Origin of the sequence: Listeria farberi (genome assembly GCF_014229245.1) — a bacterium.
Taxonomy (GTDB): Bacteria; Bacillota; Bacilli; order Lactobacillales; family Listeriaceae; genus Listeria; species Listeria farberi.
The window spans coordinates 1-14,369 of sequence record NZ_JAARZJ010000018.1 but is presented as its reverse complement, the minus strand read 5'-3'; the positions used below and the strand labels follow the sequence as shown (position 1 = coordinate 14,369).

Here is a 14,369-nt window from a genome sequence, read left to right as displayed (position 1 = left end):
ATTAATCTAACGCCTTTAAAGCAGTCGCAATTTTTTCCCAAAGTGCTTGGTGATTCGCTTTATTTTCATGACGATTCGTTTTTACTTCAATAATATCTAACCCTTTATGGTAGCTTGCTTTATCGATAGCTTCTTCTAACGAGTCCACAGATTTTGCTTCATGATAATCAGCATCATAAAATGCCGCAGCAAAACGGAAATCAAGCTCAGTTGAAGTACCGAACAGTGACTCAAAATACTTCGGTTCGTTTGCTTGAGGTAAAAATGAAAATATCCCGCCACCGTCATTATTGACGATAATAATAGTAAGATTCATCTTATATTTTTTTGCCATAAGTAAACCATTCATATCATGATAAAACGATAAATCACCAATCAATAAAAACATTGGTTGGAACACAACACTGGCACCTAGCGCTGAAGAAACAACACCATCAATACCATTAGCCCCGCGGTTTGCGAGCATTTTTATTTTCTTATCAATTTGTGAAAAATAGGTATCTACATCGCGGATTGGCATACTATTACCAATAAATAATCCTGCTTTATCCGGTAGTAAGCGACGTAATTCTGCAACAATTTTACCCTCTTCTAAGTTAGGTGTATTCGCCATTTCTTCCAAAACGACTTCACGCGCTTTTTGATTGTAAGTAGTCCATCTATTTAGCCATGCACTGTCTTTAGAATCGTCGGGCATATTTTGTTGCATAACATCCAGTAAAAATCGCTCGTCACAGTGAATCATATCAGTTACTGCTTTAATTGGATCTTTCCAAGCTGCACCAGGGTCTACTACATAAAACCGGCTATCAGTAAGTTGTTCTAACCAATTTTTAAGTGGTTTAGATACTGGCATACTTCCAAATCGAATCACTACTTCTGGTGTTAATTTGTCCGAAATACCTGCTTCTTTTAAGAATGCATCATATTGGTCAATGACAACTTCATCAAGTGCCCCATATGAACGGAGTCCAGAAAGTGGGTCAGCTAGAATTGGCCAACCAAGTTTTTTCGCTAAATCAACCATAGACTGCTCTAATTCTTTCTTATCAATTGGCCCAACGACGAATATGCCTTTTTTTCCAGTGCATTCTGTCACCATTTTTTGAATCGAGCTATCATCCAACACTTCATGCGTATAATAAATATGTACATGATGATGTTTTTTCCCAGTAGCAGTGAATGGCGAGGGTTCTAAAATCGGCACAAGTGGTTCGCGTAATGGAAAATTAAGATGCACAGGGCCACGTGGCGTTTTCATTGCAATATCAACTGCGCGACTACCGTGCCATTTTGCATAACGAAGCATTTCATCGCTGTTTTCAGGAAGCGCCATATCCGTAAAATCTTTAACATGCGAGCCGTATAAATGCAGCTGATCTATCGCTTGTGGCGCTCCAACATTTCGAAGCTCATGCGGACGATCAGCAGTTAAAACAATTAATGGAATTTGTGATAAATTGGCCTCGGCAACTGCTGGAAAATAGTTCGCCGCTGCAGTTCCAGAAGTACAAAGTAGAACAACTGGACGTTTCGATGCTTTCGCTAGACCTAAGGCAAAAAAGCCAGCCGAGCGTTCGTCAACATCCACATAAATTTTCAAAATCGGATGTTCTGCCATCATCAGTGCAAGCGGAGTGGAACGTGAACCCGGGCTAATAATTGCTTCTTTCACACCGGCTTGCACAAGCTCCTCAATAAATGCAGCTAAATAATCTGTCAGCACTTGTTCATGATTTGTCATTTCTTTATGCCTCCTAATACGCGTAACATCGGTTGAAATTTTACTTCCGTTTCTTTTAATTCTTCTTTTGGAACAGAATCACCAACAATCCCACAACCAGCATAAATTAAACCTTGCGAATCCACAATTAAGCCTGAACGAATTGCAACCGCAAATTCACCAGAGCCTTTTAAATCAACCCAACCAATCGGGGCCCCGTAAAAGCCACGATCCATTTCTTCCTTCATTCGAATAATCGCGAGTCCCATTTTTTGTGGTAATCCACCAAGAGCTGGTGTTGGATGAAGAGCTTTCACCATTTCAAGCATCGAAACATCCGGCTTTTTCTTCGCAGTAATATTCATATATAAGTGTTGAATATCGCGATTTTTCAAAAGTACGGGTTGACTAGATAACGAAAGTCCAGTTGTAAATGGTTTTAAAGTTTCTTCCATCATTTGCACTACATAGGAATGCTCTCGTAAATTTTTTGCATCTTTTAATAATGCATTTCCTAGTGCTTCGTCTGCTTCTTCGGTCATGCCTCGTTCCGTAGAACCAGCCACACAGGACGAATGAATTTCATCCCCATTAACCGCAAGTAATCTTTCAGGAGTCGCCCCGAAAAATACTCCTGTTCCCTTTTCAATAAGAAAGAAATAACTATTTTCTTGTGTTGCTAGCATATTTTCTAAAATAATTGCACTATCTACTTGGCGCTGGAAACGCAAGCCCATTCGCCTAGCTAGAACAACTTTTTTTACGTCTTCTGAATGATTAATCATATCGATAATTTCACTCGCAGTTTCTAGGAAATGTTCTTTGCCAATCTCCTTAAAATCTGTAAGTAATGCCATTTCAGCTTCATTAACCTCTTGATGAATGATTTTTTGCCATTGATTAAACACAGCTTCTAATTTGCTTTCCGTATCATCTGAATAGATAGACAGGTTAACAGTTAAATAACTTTTACCATTTTTATTCGTTAACATAAATAATGGTAAATAAAACAAGCCGTCTTTAAAACTTTGCCATTCTTTCTCTGTGTCCCGTTCAGGATCAAAAGCAAAACCACCAAAGTAAATTGGCCCAGTTGCATCCACTGTTGCATTTGTTACACAAGTGCGCAGCCTTTTTTCAATTTTCTCTTGCAGTCCAAGAAAAGCATCTTTTTTCTTCTCCGCCAAAAATTGTTTCGTTACGCCAAAGCCGGTCATCGTTAGTGTCATTTCTGGATTTTGCCAGAAAAAACGTTCACCTTTAAAAGCCGTACCAGCTTTTTTAAACAATTTGACTGGAGACACTAATTCATCTAACTCAGTTACCCAGCTAAATAGAGCCGGTTGATCTTGGCTTGCGCTACGTTTCGCTTGATTAAATAAATCAAGAGGCAATTTAGTATTCATATGCTTATCTCTCCTTTTACATTCACATCTTCTATTATACCAAAAATAGAGCCAAACTGCTTGGTTTGCGTTTTTTCTATCATTTCGTCATTAATTATTGACGTTCTTGCAATATTTCCCTAAAATGAAGGGTAGACATCTGAAACATATGGAAGTGAAAAAGGAGAGAAAAACATGGCTAATGCCTCAAAATCTGCACTTACAAAACAAACTGGATTTCAAAAATGGTGGACATTACTTCGCCCCCATACACTTGTAGCCTCTTTTGTTCCTGTATTTCTTGGAACCTCGGTCGCAATGAGCTACACCAGTTTTCATTTTACACGTTTTATCGTTATGCTAATTGCTTGTTTCTTTATACAAACATCCGCCAATTTATTCAATGAATATTTTGATTACAAAAAAGGGCAAGATGATGAGCACTCGGTTGGAAATGGTGGCGCCATCGTTCGTAATGGTATGCGCCCCGGGTTTATTTTATTCCTGGCCATTTTCTTATACATATTATCCATTCTCGGTGGGGTTTATTTATCCATGGAACTTAATTGGTATGTGGGTCTACTTGGCGCCATTTGTATGCTTGTTGGTTTTCTTTATACAGGAGGACCTTATCCTATTGCTTATACGCCGTTTGGAGAAATTATGGCAGGATTCTTTATGGGAGGAATTATTACTTTCATTTCCTTCTATATTCAAGCAGAATTTATTAGTTCGTTTATCGTATATGTATCGATTCCTGTGATGGTACTCGTTGGTAACTTGCTACTTGCTAATAGTATTCGTGATTTAGTGCCTGATAAAAAAAATGGTCGTTTAACCTTAGCTATCTTATTAGGTCGTAAATGGGCAACCGTTCTTTTCGCAGCTGCTTTTCTGTTCAGTTATGTATTTGAAATCGCCCTTATTTTCACACAAAATGCTCCGTGGTGGACACTTCTAATTTTACTTAGTTTGCCAGAAGCTATTCGAGCTGTTCGTCGTTTCATCGGTAAAACTTCGCCGATTACGATGGTTCCAGCCATGAAATCCACTTCTAAAGCATTAACTATCTTTGGAATCACACTAGCGATTGCTTATCTTTTAAGCCTATTATCTAGAAACCTATTCATGTAAAAAAACTGGTTGTCTTCATGACAACCAGTTTTTTATTTGGAAACTATCTGGACTTGTTGTTTATTTTGAATATATTTCGCCAGTTCTATTGACAAATCGTATCGTAAAAATGGCGTAATGATATAAATCCCTTGAAAATGCTCACAAATAGCATCCACTAATTCACGAGCAATCGCCATACCTTCTTCATTGGCATGACCGTGCTCCTCCGCTTCTCTCATTCTTTCACGCACCTCATCCGTCAAACGAATTCCAGGAACTTCATTATGCAGAAATTCCGCATTTCGACTAGATAATAATGGCATAACACCAATGAAAAGCGGCACATCAATATTTGCTTTTCGCAATGCATCTTTTAGTAAAACAGCTTTATTAACATCGTAAATTGGTTGTGTAATAATATAATCGGCACCGTATTCCACTTTGCGCTCAATTAAACGAACCGCTTTTTCTAAATTAAGTACATTTGGGTTAAACGCCGCACCAACATGAAATCGCGCTTTTTCTTTCAGCGACTTCCCCGTATAAGAAATTCCATCATTGAATTTTTTAATCAGCTGAACTAATTCCACTGACCTTAAATCAAACACCGATGAAGCTCCAGGGAAATCCCCTACTTTGGTTGGATCACCTGTAATTGCAAGCACATCATGCAGTCCCAATTTATGGAATCCCATCACGTGCGAATGCATCCCTACCAAATTATGATCCCTCGTTGTTAGATGAATGAGTGGTTTAATACCATACTCATGCTTCAAAATCGAAGCAAGGGCCATATTGCTAATCCGTGGTGTGGCAAGCGAATTATCCGAAATTGTAATTGCATCAACTCCCGCCGCGTCAAGTGCTTGGGCTCCTTCAAAAAATTTCGTTGTATCAAAAGTCCGTGGTGGATCTAGTTCAACTAAAATTGTTAAACGTTCCTTCACTTTATCAAGCAAGCGCTCGCCCGATTCCACGTCTTCCACTTCTTCTGGAACTAGCTCCAAAATCGGCCGAACTTCTTTTTCCAAGATAGGTTTCGTGGTTTCAAGCCCTTTTCTTAAAGCGCGGATATGGTCTGGCGTCGTTCCACAACAACCGCCAATAATACGTGCCCCTTCTCGCCGAAAAATCTCCCCATAATGTTCAAAATAATCCGTATCCGATTGATAAATTACTTTTCCTTCTTGCATTTCAGGTAAACTAGCATTTGGATAAACAGCCAAATAAGCATTATTATACAGCGGTACAGTTTCAAGCGCACGTGCCATGTGATACGGACCAAGTCGACAATTAATGCCAACCACATCTGCTCCAAGCGCAATAAGTTCCTCTAGCGCATCCGGTAATTTTTTCCCGTTTTGAAGAATTCCCGGCTCATGCATAGAAACATTGGCAACTACTGGCAAATCAGTAGTCTCACGAAGAATTTTTAACACTGTTTTAAGTTCATCTAAATCATAATAGGTTTCTAGCAAAATCGCGTCCACACCATCTAATAAAAAACAGTATAGCTGTTCCCTAAAACTTCGCTTGATTTCTTCCAGTGGAGCCGCTGGAAGTCTTGCATCTACCGCCCCATTTATTCCGCCAATCGTACCAAAAATATACGTTCCAGTCCCTCTTGCTGCTTCTTTTGCTAATCGAATGGCCGCTTGATTAATACGCTTCACTTCATCTTCTAACCCATATCGCGCTAATTTAATATAATTCGCGCCGTAGGTATTTGTTTGGATAATATCTGCTCCTGCTCCAATATATGCTTTATGAATCGCCACAATATCTTCCGGATGAGATAAATTCAGCTCCTCAAATGAACGATCCACTCCATAAGAATAAAGCAAAGTGCCCATCGCACCATCAGCAATTAATACCTTTTCACTTAAATCTTTTCTTAAATTCACTTCGCAACACTTCCCTTCTTAATGAATGAAAGTGCTTGTTTTAAATCAGCAATCAAATCATCAGCATCTTCTAATCCAGCCGAGAAACGTAATAGTCCTGGCGTAATCCCTTGTGCCAAACGCTCCTCTTCCGGAACAGCCGCATGAGACATTTTAGCCGGATACGATAAAATGCTCTCCACCGCACCTAAACTCACAGAAAATACCGGCAATTCCAAATGTGTTACTAGTTCACGCACCGCTTCTTCACTACCAAGGTCAAACGATAAAACAGCACCACCACTTGTTGCTTGCTCCACTTGAATCTCATAGCCCGCATGAGAAGGCAGCCCTGGATAATGCACTGCAACTACATCTGGCTCCGCATTTAAAAACAAAGCAATTTTTTCTGCTGTCTCCGTCCCCGCTTTCATCCGTACTGAGAGTGTTTTAAGACCACGGAGCAAGAGCCATGAATCTTGCACACCAAGTACTCCACCAGTCGAATTCTGCAAAAAGTAGACCGCTTCAGCCAAACTAGGATTATTAGTGACAATTAGTCCTGCTAAAACATCACTATGTCCACCAAGAAACTTCGTCGCGCTATGAATAACTAAATCTGCACCCAAATCTAACGGTTTTTGAAGTAATGGTGTTAAAAAAGTATTATCAACAAACGTGTAGCACCCATTCGCTTTCGCAAGCTTAGAAACCGTCCGAATGTCCGTTACGTGGAGCAACGGGTTAGAAGGTGTTTCTAAGTAAACCAATTTTGTATTTTTCTGAAATGCCTTGGCGACCTCGTCAATATTCGTCGTATCAACAAACGTATGCGTTATCCCAAACCGCGGCAAAACCTGCTCAACTAAACGAAATGTCCCACCATACACATCCTTCGCAATAATAAAATGATCTCCTTTAGAAAGTGTAAAAAGTGCCGCAGATACAGCTGCCATACCGCTAGCAAAAGCAAAACCATCCGTACCACCTTCCAGTTCCGCAATCGCCTGTTCCACTTTTTCTCTTGTTGGGTTTCCACTTCTCGCATAATCATACGCATGATAGTTATCAAAGTCATGTTGATGGAAAGTAGAAGATAAATGAATTGGCGTATTAAGTGCACCAGTCTCTTTATCAATCCCGAGGCTCGCTTTAATCACAGCTGTGTCTTGCGCATATTCTTTAACCACGAGCGCTCACCCCTTCTAGAACAGTATCGAGCGCTTTGGATAAATCCGCAATCAAATCTTCGCTCGCCTCAATACCAACCGAAATACGTAACAATTTGTCAGTGAGTCCGTAAGAATTCCGCAACTCTTCTGGAATATCCGCATGTGTTTGCGTCGTTGGATAAGTAATCAAACTCTCCACCCCGCCTAAGCTTTCCGCAAAAGTAAACAGATCCAGCTCTTTCAAAAGTGGCGATACAAGCGCCGCATCTCGAATAAAGAAACTAATCATTCCACCACGCCCAGGATAGCGAACTTCCTCTACTAACTCATGTGCTTCCAGAAAGGCTGCGATTTTCTGTGCATTTGCTTGATGCTGCCTTACACGTAAAACAAGTGTCTTAAGCCCACGAATCAATAACCAACTATCAAATGGTGATAGCACAGTCCCTGTCGCATTTAATTGATCAAAAAAGAATTCCCCAAGTTGTTCTTCTTTCACAATTACCGCGCCAGCCAGCACATCATTGTGTCCTCCAAGATACTTTGTCGCACTATGAATCACGATATCCGCTCCCAAAGATAATGGCTGCTGTAAAACTGGTGTATAAAATGTATTATCCACGATTACAAGCAAATCATGTGCATGCGCCCATTTAGACACAGCCGTAATATCTGTTTCTTGCATCAATGGATTTGTTGGTGTTTCAATAAATATCGCCTTCGTTTCAGGACGAATTAATTTTTCCAAATCCGCAATGTCTAGACCGTCCCAATACGAAAATCCAATATTATACTGGGCACCAAACTGTTCAAAATATCTAAAAGTCCCACCATACAAATCCTGCGAACTAATAATATGTTCGCCGGTTTTAAAAAGCTGGAAAACCAGTTGAATTGCACTCATTCCTGAACTCGTTGCAAAAGCATGTGTCCCATTTTCGAGTGCTGCGAGCGCTTCCTGTAAAGCGTCTCGCGTTGGATTCCCAGTTCTAGTATAATCATACCCCGTTGATACTCCAAGATCGGCATGCTGGTAAGCTGTAGAGAAGTAGACTGGCATATTGACAGCACCCGTTCTTTCACATTTTCTATTTCCAATTTGCGCTGCTATCGTCTCTTGTTTCAGCTTTGCCATATTACCTCTCCTCCATTCCTTTATTTCTCTAATACTTGATATTCCGCACGAACTTCTTTAGTCGCTTTAATCATATCTTGCAGCGCCGCAATCGTTTCAGGCTCTTTCCGCGTTTTTAAGCCACAATCTGGGTTAATCCAAAATTGTTTTGCATCAATTGCACGTAACGCCCGACGAATATTATCTTGAATTTCTGTCACAGTCGGTACACGTGGACTATGAATATCATAAACCCCAAGGCCAATTTCTTTATCATACGTCACTTCTTCAAATGTCGAAATTATCTCCCCATGGCTTCTTGAAGTTTCAATTGAGATTACATCAGCATCTAGAGCACTAATCGTATCAATGATATCGTCAAAATCCGAGTAACACATATGTGTATGAATTTGCGTATCATTTTGAACCGAAGCAGTTGTTAATTTAAACGAATAAACTGCATCATCCAAATATTTTTCCCATCGTGCTTGTTTAAGTGGTAACCCTTCACGTAAAGCAGGCTCATCGACTTGAATCACTTTAATACCATTGCGTTCTAATGCTTCAACCTCTTTACGAAGCGCCAGCCCAACTTGATTCGCAACAACACTTTCAGGGACATCATCACGAACAAAACTCCAATTAATAATAGTGACTGGTGCTGTTAACATCCCTTTCACCGGACGTTTTGTTAATGACTGGGCATAGACGCTTTCTTTTACCGTAATTTCTTCTGTAAAAGCAACATCCCCATAGATTAGTGGTGGACGAACTGCTCTTGACCCATATGATTGTACCCAACCAAATTTAGTCGCTTGGAAACCAGCCAGTTTTTGACCGAAATATTCCACCATATCTGTCCGCTCAAATTCGCCGTGGACCAATACGTCAATATCTAAATCCTCTTGAATTTTGATCCAGCGCGCCGTTTCTTTTTCAATAAAAGCATTATATTCCGCATCCGTGATACTACCTTTTAACCAGTCTGCACGCGTCTTCCGAACTTCAGATGATTGTGGAAAACTTCCAATCGTTGTCGTTGGGAATAGCGGTAATTTCAACCATGCATGCTGTAATTTAATTCGTTCCGCAAATGGCAACTCCCGGTCCACTCGTACATTTGCTAAATTAGCTATTGCTTCTTGTACTTCTAAATTATTTCGATGACTCGATTCATTGAGCGCCTTCACTGCTGCACGAGCTTCTTCTAGTTCAGTCGCCACACTTTCCGCGCCATTCGTCAAAGCTTTGGTTAAAACAGCAATTTCATCTAATTTCTGATCAGCAAATGATAAACCACCAAGAATTACTTCATCCAAATCTGGCTCATTTAGCTTCGTTACCGGAACATGCAATAATGAGTTAGATGGCTGAACAATCAGTCTCCCATCTTCCACATAACTCGCAATCTCCGTAAGCAGCGCTAGTTTCGCATCCAAGTCGCTGCGCCAAACATTTCGACCATCAATTACACCAGCCGCTAAATACTTATCTTCCGGAAATCCGTAATCTCTAAGTGCTTTTAGCGAATCCCCATGATCATGAACAAAATCAATTCCTACAGCTGCTACTGGCAAATTAACAACCTCTTCATAATAATCCAAACTTTCAAAATAAGTTTGTAACTCAATTTTCAAATTCGGAACCGCTACTTGAAATGCTTGATAGACTTTTTCGAAGAAAGCAATTTCTGATTTATCAAAGCTAGTTGCAAGATAAGGCTCATCAATTTGCACCCATGTAGCACCAGCAGCTTCGATACCTTTCAAAATTTCTACATACGCCGGAATAAATTTATCTAATAATCCTTCAAAACTTTCCGCATCGCTACCTTTTCCTAGTTTTAAATAAGTAATCGGCCCAACTAGCACTGGTTTCCCTTCAATACCAAGTTCTCTCTTGGCTTCTTCGTAATAGTAAAGCGCCCGATTATCTAATACTTTCGGATCCGCATCAGCAAGTTCTGGAACAATATAATGATAGTTCGTGTTAAACCATTTCGTCATTTCAGAGGCAACCGCATCACTCTTACCACGTGCAATATCAAAATATGTATTTAGGGAAACTTTCCCACCATTATGCTGAAAACGTTTCGGAATAATTCCAAATGTCACACTCGTATCAAGCACCTGATCATAAAAACTAAAATCACCAACTGGAATCAGATCAATTCCTTTATCTTGTTGTTTTTTCAGCGCATGTAATCTTAAAGCCTTCGTTTCCGCCAATAATTCTTCTTCAGAAATCGTACCATTCCAAAACTTTTCTAACGCACGTTTCCATTCACGTTTCTCCCCAAGTCTCGGATACCCCAAGTTTGAACTAATCGCCTTTACCATACCTATCACCTTATCCTCTCCATTTTTTGCCAATAAAAAACCTCCCTAGAGAATTAGAGAGGTTTGGAAGTTTCGATACACAAATACAGTGAAACTTTTTAAGTCTCTCTTATCTCTCGAAGCATCACACTTCGCAGGATTTAGCACCTTTTCAACGAATTGAAAGGTTGCTGGGTTTCAACGGGCCAGTCCCTCTACCACTCATAATAAGAGTAATTTATTTAGTTTTTTCAATCACCTAAATTGGATTGAAATCATCATACCACTTGCAACTAAAAACTGTCAATCATTAAATTTTTAATTTTTTTCAAAATGCTTCTTTTTGTCTTCCAAAAGTTAACAATAAACAGCCTAACAACAGGATTCCAGCAATCACAAAATAAAATATTTGATTTCCAAAAACACCAATCATCATTCCCGTAGCACTCGGCCCAATTATACTCCCTAGACTAAAGAACATTCCAACCAAAATATTTCCAGCCGGAAGTAGTTCGAGAGGTGTCAAATCAGTCATATAAGATAATCCCAAAGAATAAAGCGAGCCTAGTAATATCCCTAAAACAAAGAAGAATATCACAAAGAAAATAGGTGTCTTAACAAAAGCTATCAATACAAAAACAATAGCCCCTGCTCCAATTAAAAAAGGTAACATTTTATTCCGACCAAATTTATCACTAATAATTCCAATCGGTACTTGAAAAATAATTGTCCCAACTGAAAAAGAAGAAATAATTAACGCAATCATTGTTGTATCAAGTCCATCACGTAATCCTACAACTGGAAACGTCGCATTAAGACCCGTCTCAAGAATTCCATATAAAAATGGTGGAATCATTGCCATCCAAGCCATCTTAAATACACCCGAAAAACGTTTTAAACTTCCCCAAAAAGAAATTTTTCGAATAACAGCTTTTTCTCCAACAAAATCATTTCGAACAAACCAAACAAGGCTCCAAGCAATTAAAACTAAAATACCTGATAAAAAGAAAGGCAAGTTAGCACTTATTTTCGCCAAATTGACTAACTGTGGCCCAATTGCAAACCCTACAGAGAAAAACAAACCATAAATAGCCATATTCCGACCACGCTTACTAGGATCACTCATTGCACCAATCCATGTCTGTGAAGAAAAGTGCAACATATGATCCCCTATCCCAATAAGTAATCGAAATATAAACCAAAAATATAAATTAAACCAGATAGGAAAAGCAAATATTGCAATTGCAACAAGCGCTCCACCAACTAATATTATAGGTTTATAACCATATTTATGTAATGGTGCTTCAATAAATGGAGAAATCAATAAAACTCCTAAGTAAATTCCTGTGGCATGAAATCCATTTATACCTGCACTTACTCCCTTTTCTTCCAAAATTATTGCAATAAGTGGCAGTAAAACTCCCTGAGACAATCCAGATATGGCTACAACCATCGTTAAAATCCAAAACTTCCCTTTTGCCCCCATAGCACACCTCCAAAAACTTACTAAAAAAAACAATGTCGATGTTCGACATTGTTTTTCAGATGACCCGTACGGGAATCGAACCCGTGTTACCGCCGTGAAAGGGCGGTGTCTTAACCGCTTGACCAACGGGCCATATCTGGCGGAGAAGGAGGGATTTGAACCCTCGCGCCGCGCGAGCGACCTACACCCTTAGCAGGGGCGCCTCTTCAGCCACTTGAGTACTTCCCCAGATATATAAATATTCTATTTTGGAAGAATAACTCCACAGGCAGGACTCGAACCTGCGACCGATCGGTTAACAGCCGATTGCTCTACCAACTGAGCTACTGTGGAATAAAATGGGCCTAAATGGACTCGAACCATCGACCTCACGCTTATCAGGCGTGCGCTCTAACCAGCTGAGCTATAGGCCCTAGAAAACTATTTTCATGGTAAAAAGCGGGTGATGGGAATCGAACCCACGACAACAGCTTGGAAGGCTGTAGTTTTACCACTAAACTACACCCGCATAATAAAATTTAAAACAAAGGGCGGATAATGGGAATCGAACCCACGAATGCCTGAACCACAATCAGGTGCGTTAACCACTTCGCCATATCCGCCATAAGGCAAAAATGTTTAAAAAAGAATGGCTTGGGACAGAATCGAACTGCCGACACCTTGAGCTTCAATCAAGTGCTCTACCAACTGAGCTACCAAGCCATAATGGCGGTCCCGACGGGATTTGAACCCGCGATCTCCTGCGTGACAGGCAGGCATGTTAACCCCTACACCACGGAACCACTCTATTGCGGGGGCAGGATTTGAACCTACGACCTTCGGGTTATGAGCCCGACGAGCTACCAGACTGCTCCACCCCGCGACAATAATATTTAATTTAGTCCACATATCACAAGTGAAAAACGGAGGAAGAGGGATTCGAACCCCCGCGCGGTATTACCCGCCTGTCGGTTTTCAAGACCGATCCCTTCAGCCAGACTTGGGTATTCCTCCATGATAATAATAAAGTGACAAGTGGACCTTGCAGGACTCGAACCTGCGACCGGACGGTTATGAGCCGTCTGCTCTAACCAACTGAGCTAAAGGTCCAAGATTGAAAATAGCGGCGGAGGGAATCGAACCCACGACCTCTCGGGTATGAACCGAACGCTCTAGCCAGCTGAGCTACGCCGCCATGATGATAATAAGGCTACCATTTTCTTTCTAATTATGTGATTAAATGTGAAGTAAGTGGAGCCTAGCGGGATCGAACCGCTGACCTCCTGCGTGCAAAGCAGGCGCTCTCCCAGCTGAGCTAAGGCCCCATAATAAAAGATGAAACAATCGGGAAGACAGGATTCGAACCTGCGACCCCTTGGTCCCAAACCAAGTGCTCTACCAAGCTGAGCTACTTCCCGTTTAATAAAGTGCGCCCAAGAGGAGTCGAACCTCTAACCGCTTGATTCGTAGTCAAGTACTCTATCCAGTTGAGCTATGGGCGCAAATATAAGTGCCGAGGACCGGAATCGAACCGGTACGGATATCACTATCCGCAGGATTTTAAGTCCTGTGCGTCTGCCAGTTCCGCCACCCCGGCGTTGCTATAAAATATGGAGCGGAAGACGGGGTTCGAACCCGCGACCCCCACCTTGGCAAGGTGATGTTCTACCACTGAACTACTTCCGCATATTGTATAATAAGTGCGGGTGAAGGGACTTGAACCCCCACGCCTCGCGGCGCCAGATCCTAAATCTGGTGCGTCTGCCAATTCCGCCACACCCGCAAAAGTGAGCCGTGCTGGGTTCGAACCAGCGACCCTCTGATTAAAAGTCAGATGCTCTACCAACTGAGCTAACGGCTCTCTATAATAAAAATATGTATTATTATAAAGAAAATATTAATGGTGCCGGCTGCAAGAGTCGAACTCGCGACCTACTGATTACAAATCAGTTGCTCTACCAACTGAGCTAAGCCGGCATAAAAAATGGAGGTTAACGGGATCGAACCGCTGACCCTCTGCTTGTAAGGCAGATGCTCTCCCAGCTGAGCTAAACCTCCAGAAATACTGCCCGGCAGCGACCTACTCTCGCAGGGGGAAGCCCCCAACTACCATTGGCGCAGAGAAGCTTAACTACCGTGTTCGGGATGGGAACGGGTGTGACCTTCTCGCCATAACTACCAGACAATATTGAG

Annotated in this window: 7 protein-coding genes, 21 tRNA genes, 1 rRNA gene, 1 pseudogene and 1 riboswitch; of the genes and pseudogenes, 1 reads left to right on the top strand and 29 read right to left on the bottom strand. The window is 41.1% G+C overall.

Annotated elements, in window-relative coordinates; all coding sequences use genetic code 11:
- Position 1: 1 nt before the first annotated feature.
- Positions 2-1,744, bottom strand: coding sequence for a 2-succinyl-5-enolpyruvyl-6-hydroxy-3-cyclohexene-1-carboxylic-acid synthase (gene menD, locus HCB45_RS13545; RefSeq protein ID WP_185620273.1), 1,743 nt, complete (start codon positions 1,742-1,744; stop codon positions 2-4).
- Entirely contained in the window at positions 1,741-3,129 is a 1,389-nt protein-coding gene (locus HCB45_RS13540; protein ID WP_185318973.1) for an isochorismate synthase, read from the bottom strand. The genes menD and HCB45_RS13540 overlap by 4 nt, the downstream gene beginning before the upstream one ends.
- 174 nt (positions 3,130-3,303) lie before the next feature.
- Between HCB45_RS13540 and HCB45_RS13535 the strand changes: the two genes are divergently transcribed.
- Positions 3,304-4,242, top strand: coding sequence for a 1,4-dihydroxy-2-naphthoate polyprenyltransferase (locus tag HCB45_RS13535; RefSeq protein WP_185318974.1), 939 nt, complete (start codon positions 3,304-3,306; stop codon positions 4,240-4,242).
- A gap of 32 nt (positions 4,243-4,274) precedes the next feature.
- Here the strand turns inward: HCB45_RS13535 and HCB45_RS13530 are convergent, their stop codons facing one another.
- The 27 genes and pseudogenes from HCB45_RS13530 to rrf all read right to left on the bottom strand — a co-directional run bounded on the left by HCB45_RS13530 (position 4,275) and on the right by rrf (position 14,359).
- Positions 4,275-6,128: a bifunctional homocysteine S-methyltransferase/methylenetetrahydrofolate reductase gene (locus HCB45_RS13530; RefSeq protein WP_185318975.1), complete on the bottom strand. Its 1,854-nt coding sequence runs from the start codon at positions 6,126-6,128 to the stop codon at positions 4,275-4,277.
- Positions 6,125-7,297, bottom strand: a complete 1,173-nt coding sequence (gene metC / locus HCB45_RS13525) for a cystathionine beta-lyase (protein WP_185318976.1) — start codon at positions 7,295-7,297, stop codon at positions 6,125-6,127. Before metC ends, HCB45_RS13530 begins: the two co-directional genes overlap by 4 nt.
- The gene (locus HCB45_RS13520; RefSeq protein ID WP_185318977.1) at positions 7,290-8,414 is read right to left on the bottom strand and encodes an aminotransferase class I/II-fold pyridoxal phosphate-dependent enzyme; all 1,125 of its coding nucleotides are present in this window, start codon (positions 8,412-8,414) and stop codon (positions 7,290-7,292) included. Before HCB45_RS13520 ends, metC begins: the two co-directional genes overlap by 8 nt.
- A 20-nt stretch (positions 8,415-8,434) precedes the next feature.
- Positions 8,435-10,732 carry a 5-methyltetrahydropteroyltriglutamate--homocysteine S-methyltransferase gene (gene metE, locus HCB45_RS13515; RefSeq protein ID WP_185620277.1) on the bottom strand — a complete coding sequence of 766 codons (2,298 nt, stop codon included), beginning with the start codon at positions 10,730-10,732 and terminating at the stop codon, positions 8,435-8,437.
- Between the two features lie 106 nt (positions 10,733-10,838).
- Positions 10,839-10,945, bottom strand: a riboswitch (SAM riboswitch).
- A 59-nt stretch (positions 10,946-11,004) separates the two neighbouring features.
- Positions 11,005-12,197: pseudogene (locus HCB45_RS13510) on the bottom strand (MFS transporter).
- Positions 12,198-12,257: 60 nt separating this feature from the next.
- Positions 12,258-12,329: transfer RNA gene (locus HCB45_RS13505), tRNA-Glu, on the bottom strand.
- 5 nt (positions 12,330-12,334) lie between these two features.
- Positions 12,335-12,425 (bottom strand) — tRNA-Ser (locus HCB45_RS13500).
- A 32-nt stretch (positions 12,426-12,457) separates the two neighbouring features.
- Positions 12,458-12,530 (bottom strand) — tRNA-Asn (locus HCB45_RS13495).
- A gap of 6 nt (positions 12,531-12,536) precedes the next feature.
- Positions 12,537-12,610, bottom strand: a tRNA-Ile gene (locus tag HCB45_RS13490).
- Between the two features lie 24 nt (positions 12,611-12,634).
- A tRNA-Gly gene (locus HCB45_RS13485) sits at positions 12,635-12,705 on the bottom strand.
- Positions 12,706-12,726: 21 nt separating this feature from the next.
- Positions 12,727-12,799 (bottom strand) — tRNA-His (locus HCB45_RS13480).
- Positions 12,800-12,826: 27 nt separating this feature from the next.
- A tRNA-Phe gene (locus tag HCB45_RS13475) sits at positions 12,827-12,899 on the bottom strand.
- A gap of 4 nt (positions 12,900-12,903) precedes the next feature.
- A tRNA-Asp gene (locus tag HCB45_RS13470) sits at positions 12,904-12,979 on the bottom strand.
- 6 nt (positions 12,980-12,985) lie between these two features.
- A tRNA-Met gene (locus HCB45_RS13465) sits at positions 12,986-13,059 on the bottom strand.
- A gap of 41 nt (positions 13,060-13,100) precedes the next feature.
- Positions 13,101-13,190, bottom strand: a tRNA-Ser gene (locus tag HCB45_RS13460).
- Between the two features lie 22 nt (positions 13,191-13,212).
- Positions 13,213-13,286 (bottom strand) — tRNA-Ile (locus HCB45_RS13455).
- Between the two features lie 11 nt (positions 13,287-13,297).
- Positions 13,298-13,371, bottom strand: a tRNA-Met gene (locus HCB45_RS13450).
- A 57-nt stretch (positions 13,372-13,428) separates the two neighbouring features.
- A tRNA-Ala gene (locus HCB45_RS13445) sits at positions 13,429-13,501 on the bottom strand.
- A gap of 19 nt (positions 13,502-13,520) precedes the next feature.
- Positions 13,521-13,594: transfer RNA gene (locus HCB45_RS13440), tRNA-Pro, on the bottom strand.
- 10 nt (positions 13,595-13,604) lie between these two features.
- A tRNA-Arg gene (locus HCB45_RS13435) sits at positions 13,605-13,678 on the bottom strand.
- 9 nt (positions 13,679-13,687) lie between these two features.
- Positions 13,688-13,773 (bottom strand) — tRNA-Leu (locus tag HCB45_RS13430).
- 14 nt (positions 13,774-13,787) lie between these two features.
- Positions 13,788-13,862 (bottom strand) — tRNA-Gly (locus HCB45_RS13425).
- 15 nt (positions 13,863-13,877) lie between these two features.
- Positions 13,878-13,959 (bottom strand) — tRNA-Leu (locus HCB45_RS13420).
- A 5-nt stretch (positions 13,960-13,964) separates the two neighbouring features.
- Positions 13,965-14,037, bottom strand: a tRNA-Lys gene (locus HCB45_RS13415).
- A gap of 40 nt (positions 14,038-14,077) precedes the next feature.
- A tRNA-Thr gene (locus HCB45_RS13410) sits at positions 14,078-14,153 on the bottom strand.
- 8 nt (positions 14,154-14,161) lie between these two features.
- A tRNA-Val gene (locus tag HCB45_RS13405) sits at positions 14,162-14,234 on the bottom strand.
- A 9-nt stretch (positions 14,235-14,243) separates the two neighbouring features.
- A 5S ribosomal RNA gene (gene rrf, locus HCB45_RS13400) occupies positions 14,244-14,359 on the bottom strand.
- Positions 14,360-14,369 lie beyond the last annotated feature (10 nt).

What these genes read in the sequence shown, in the direction of transcription:
- menD (WP_185620273.1), bottom strand. Translation starts at nt 1,744, where the DNA reads ATGACAAATCATGAACAAGTGCTGACAGATTATTTAGCTGCATTTATT.
- HCB45_RS13540 (WP_185318973.1), bottom strand. Translation starts at nt 3,129, where the DNA reads ATGAATACTAAATTGCCTCTTGATTTATTTAATCAAGCGAAACGTAGC.
- HCB45_RS13535 (WP_185318974.1), top strand. Translation starts at nt 3,304, where the DNA reads ATGGCTAATGCCTCAAAATCTGCACTTACAAAACAAACTGGATTTCAA.
- HCB45_RS13520 (WP_185318977.1), bottom strand. Translation starts at nt 8,414, where the DNA reads ATGGCAAAGCTGAAACAAGAGACGATAGCAGCGCAAATTGGAAATAGA.
- metE (WP_185620277.1), bottom strand. Translation starts at nt 10,732, where the DNA reads ATGGTAAAGGCGATTAGTTCAAACTTGGGGTATCCGAGACTTGGGGAG.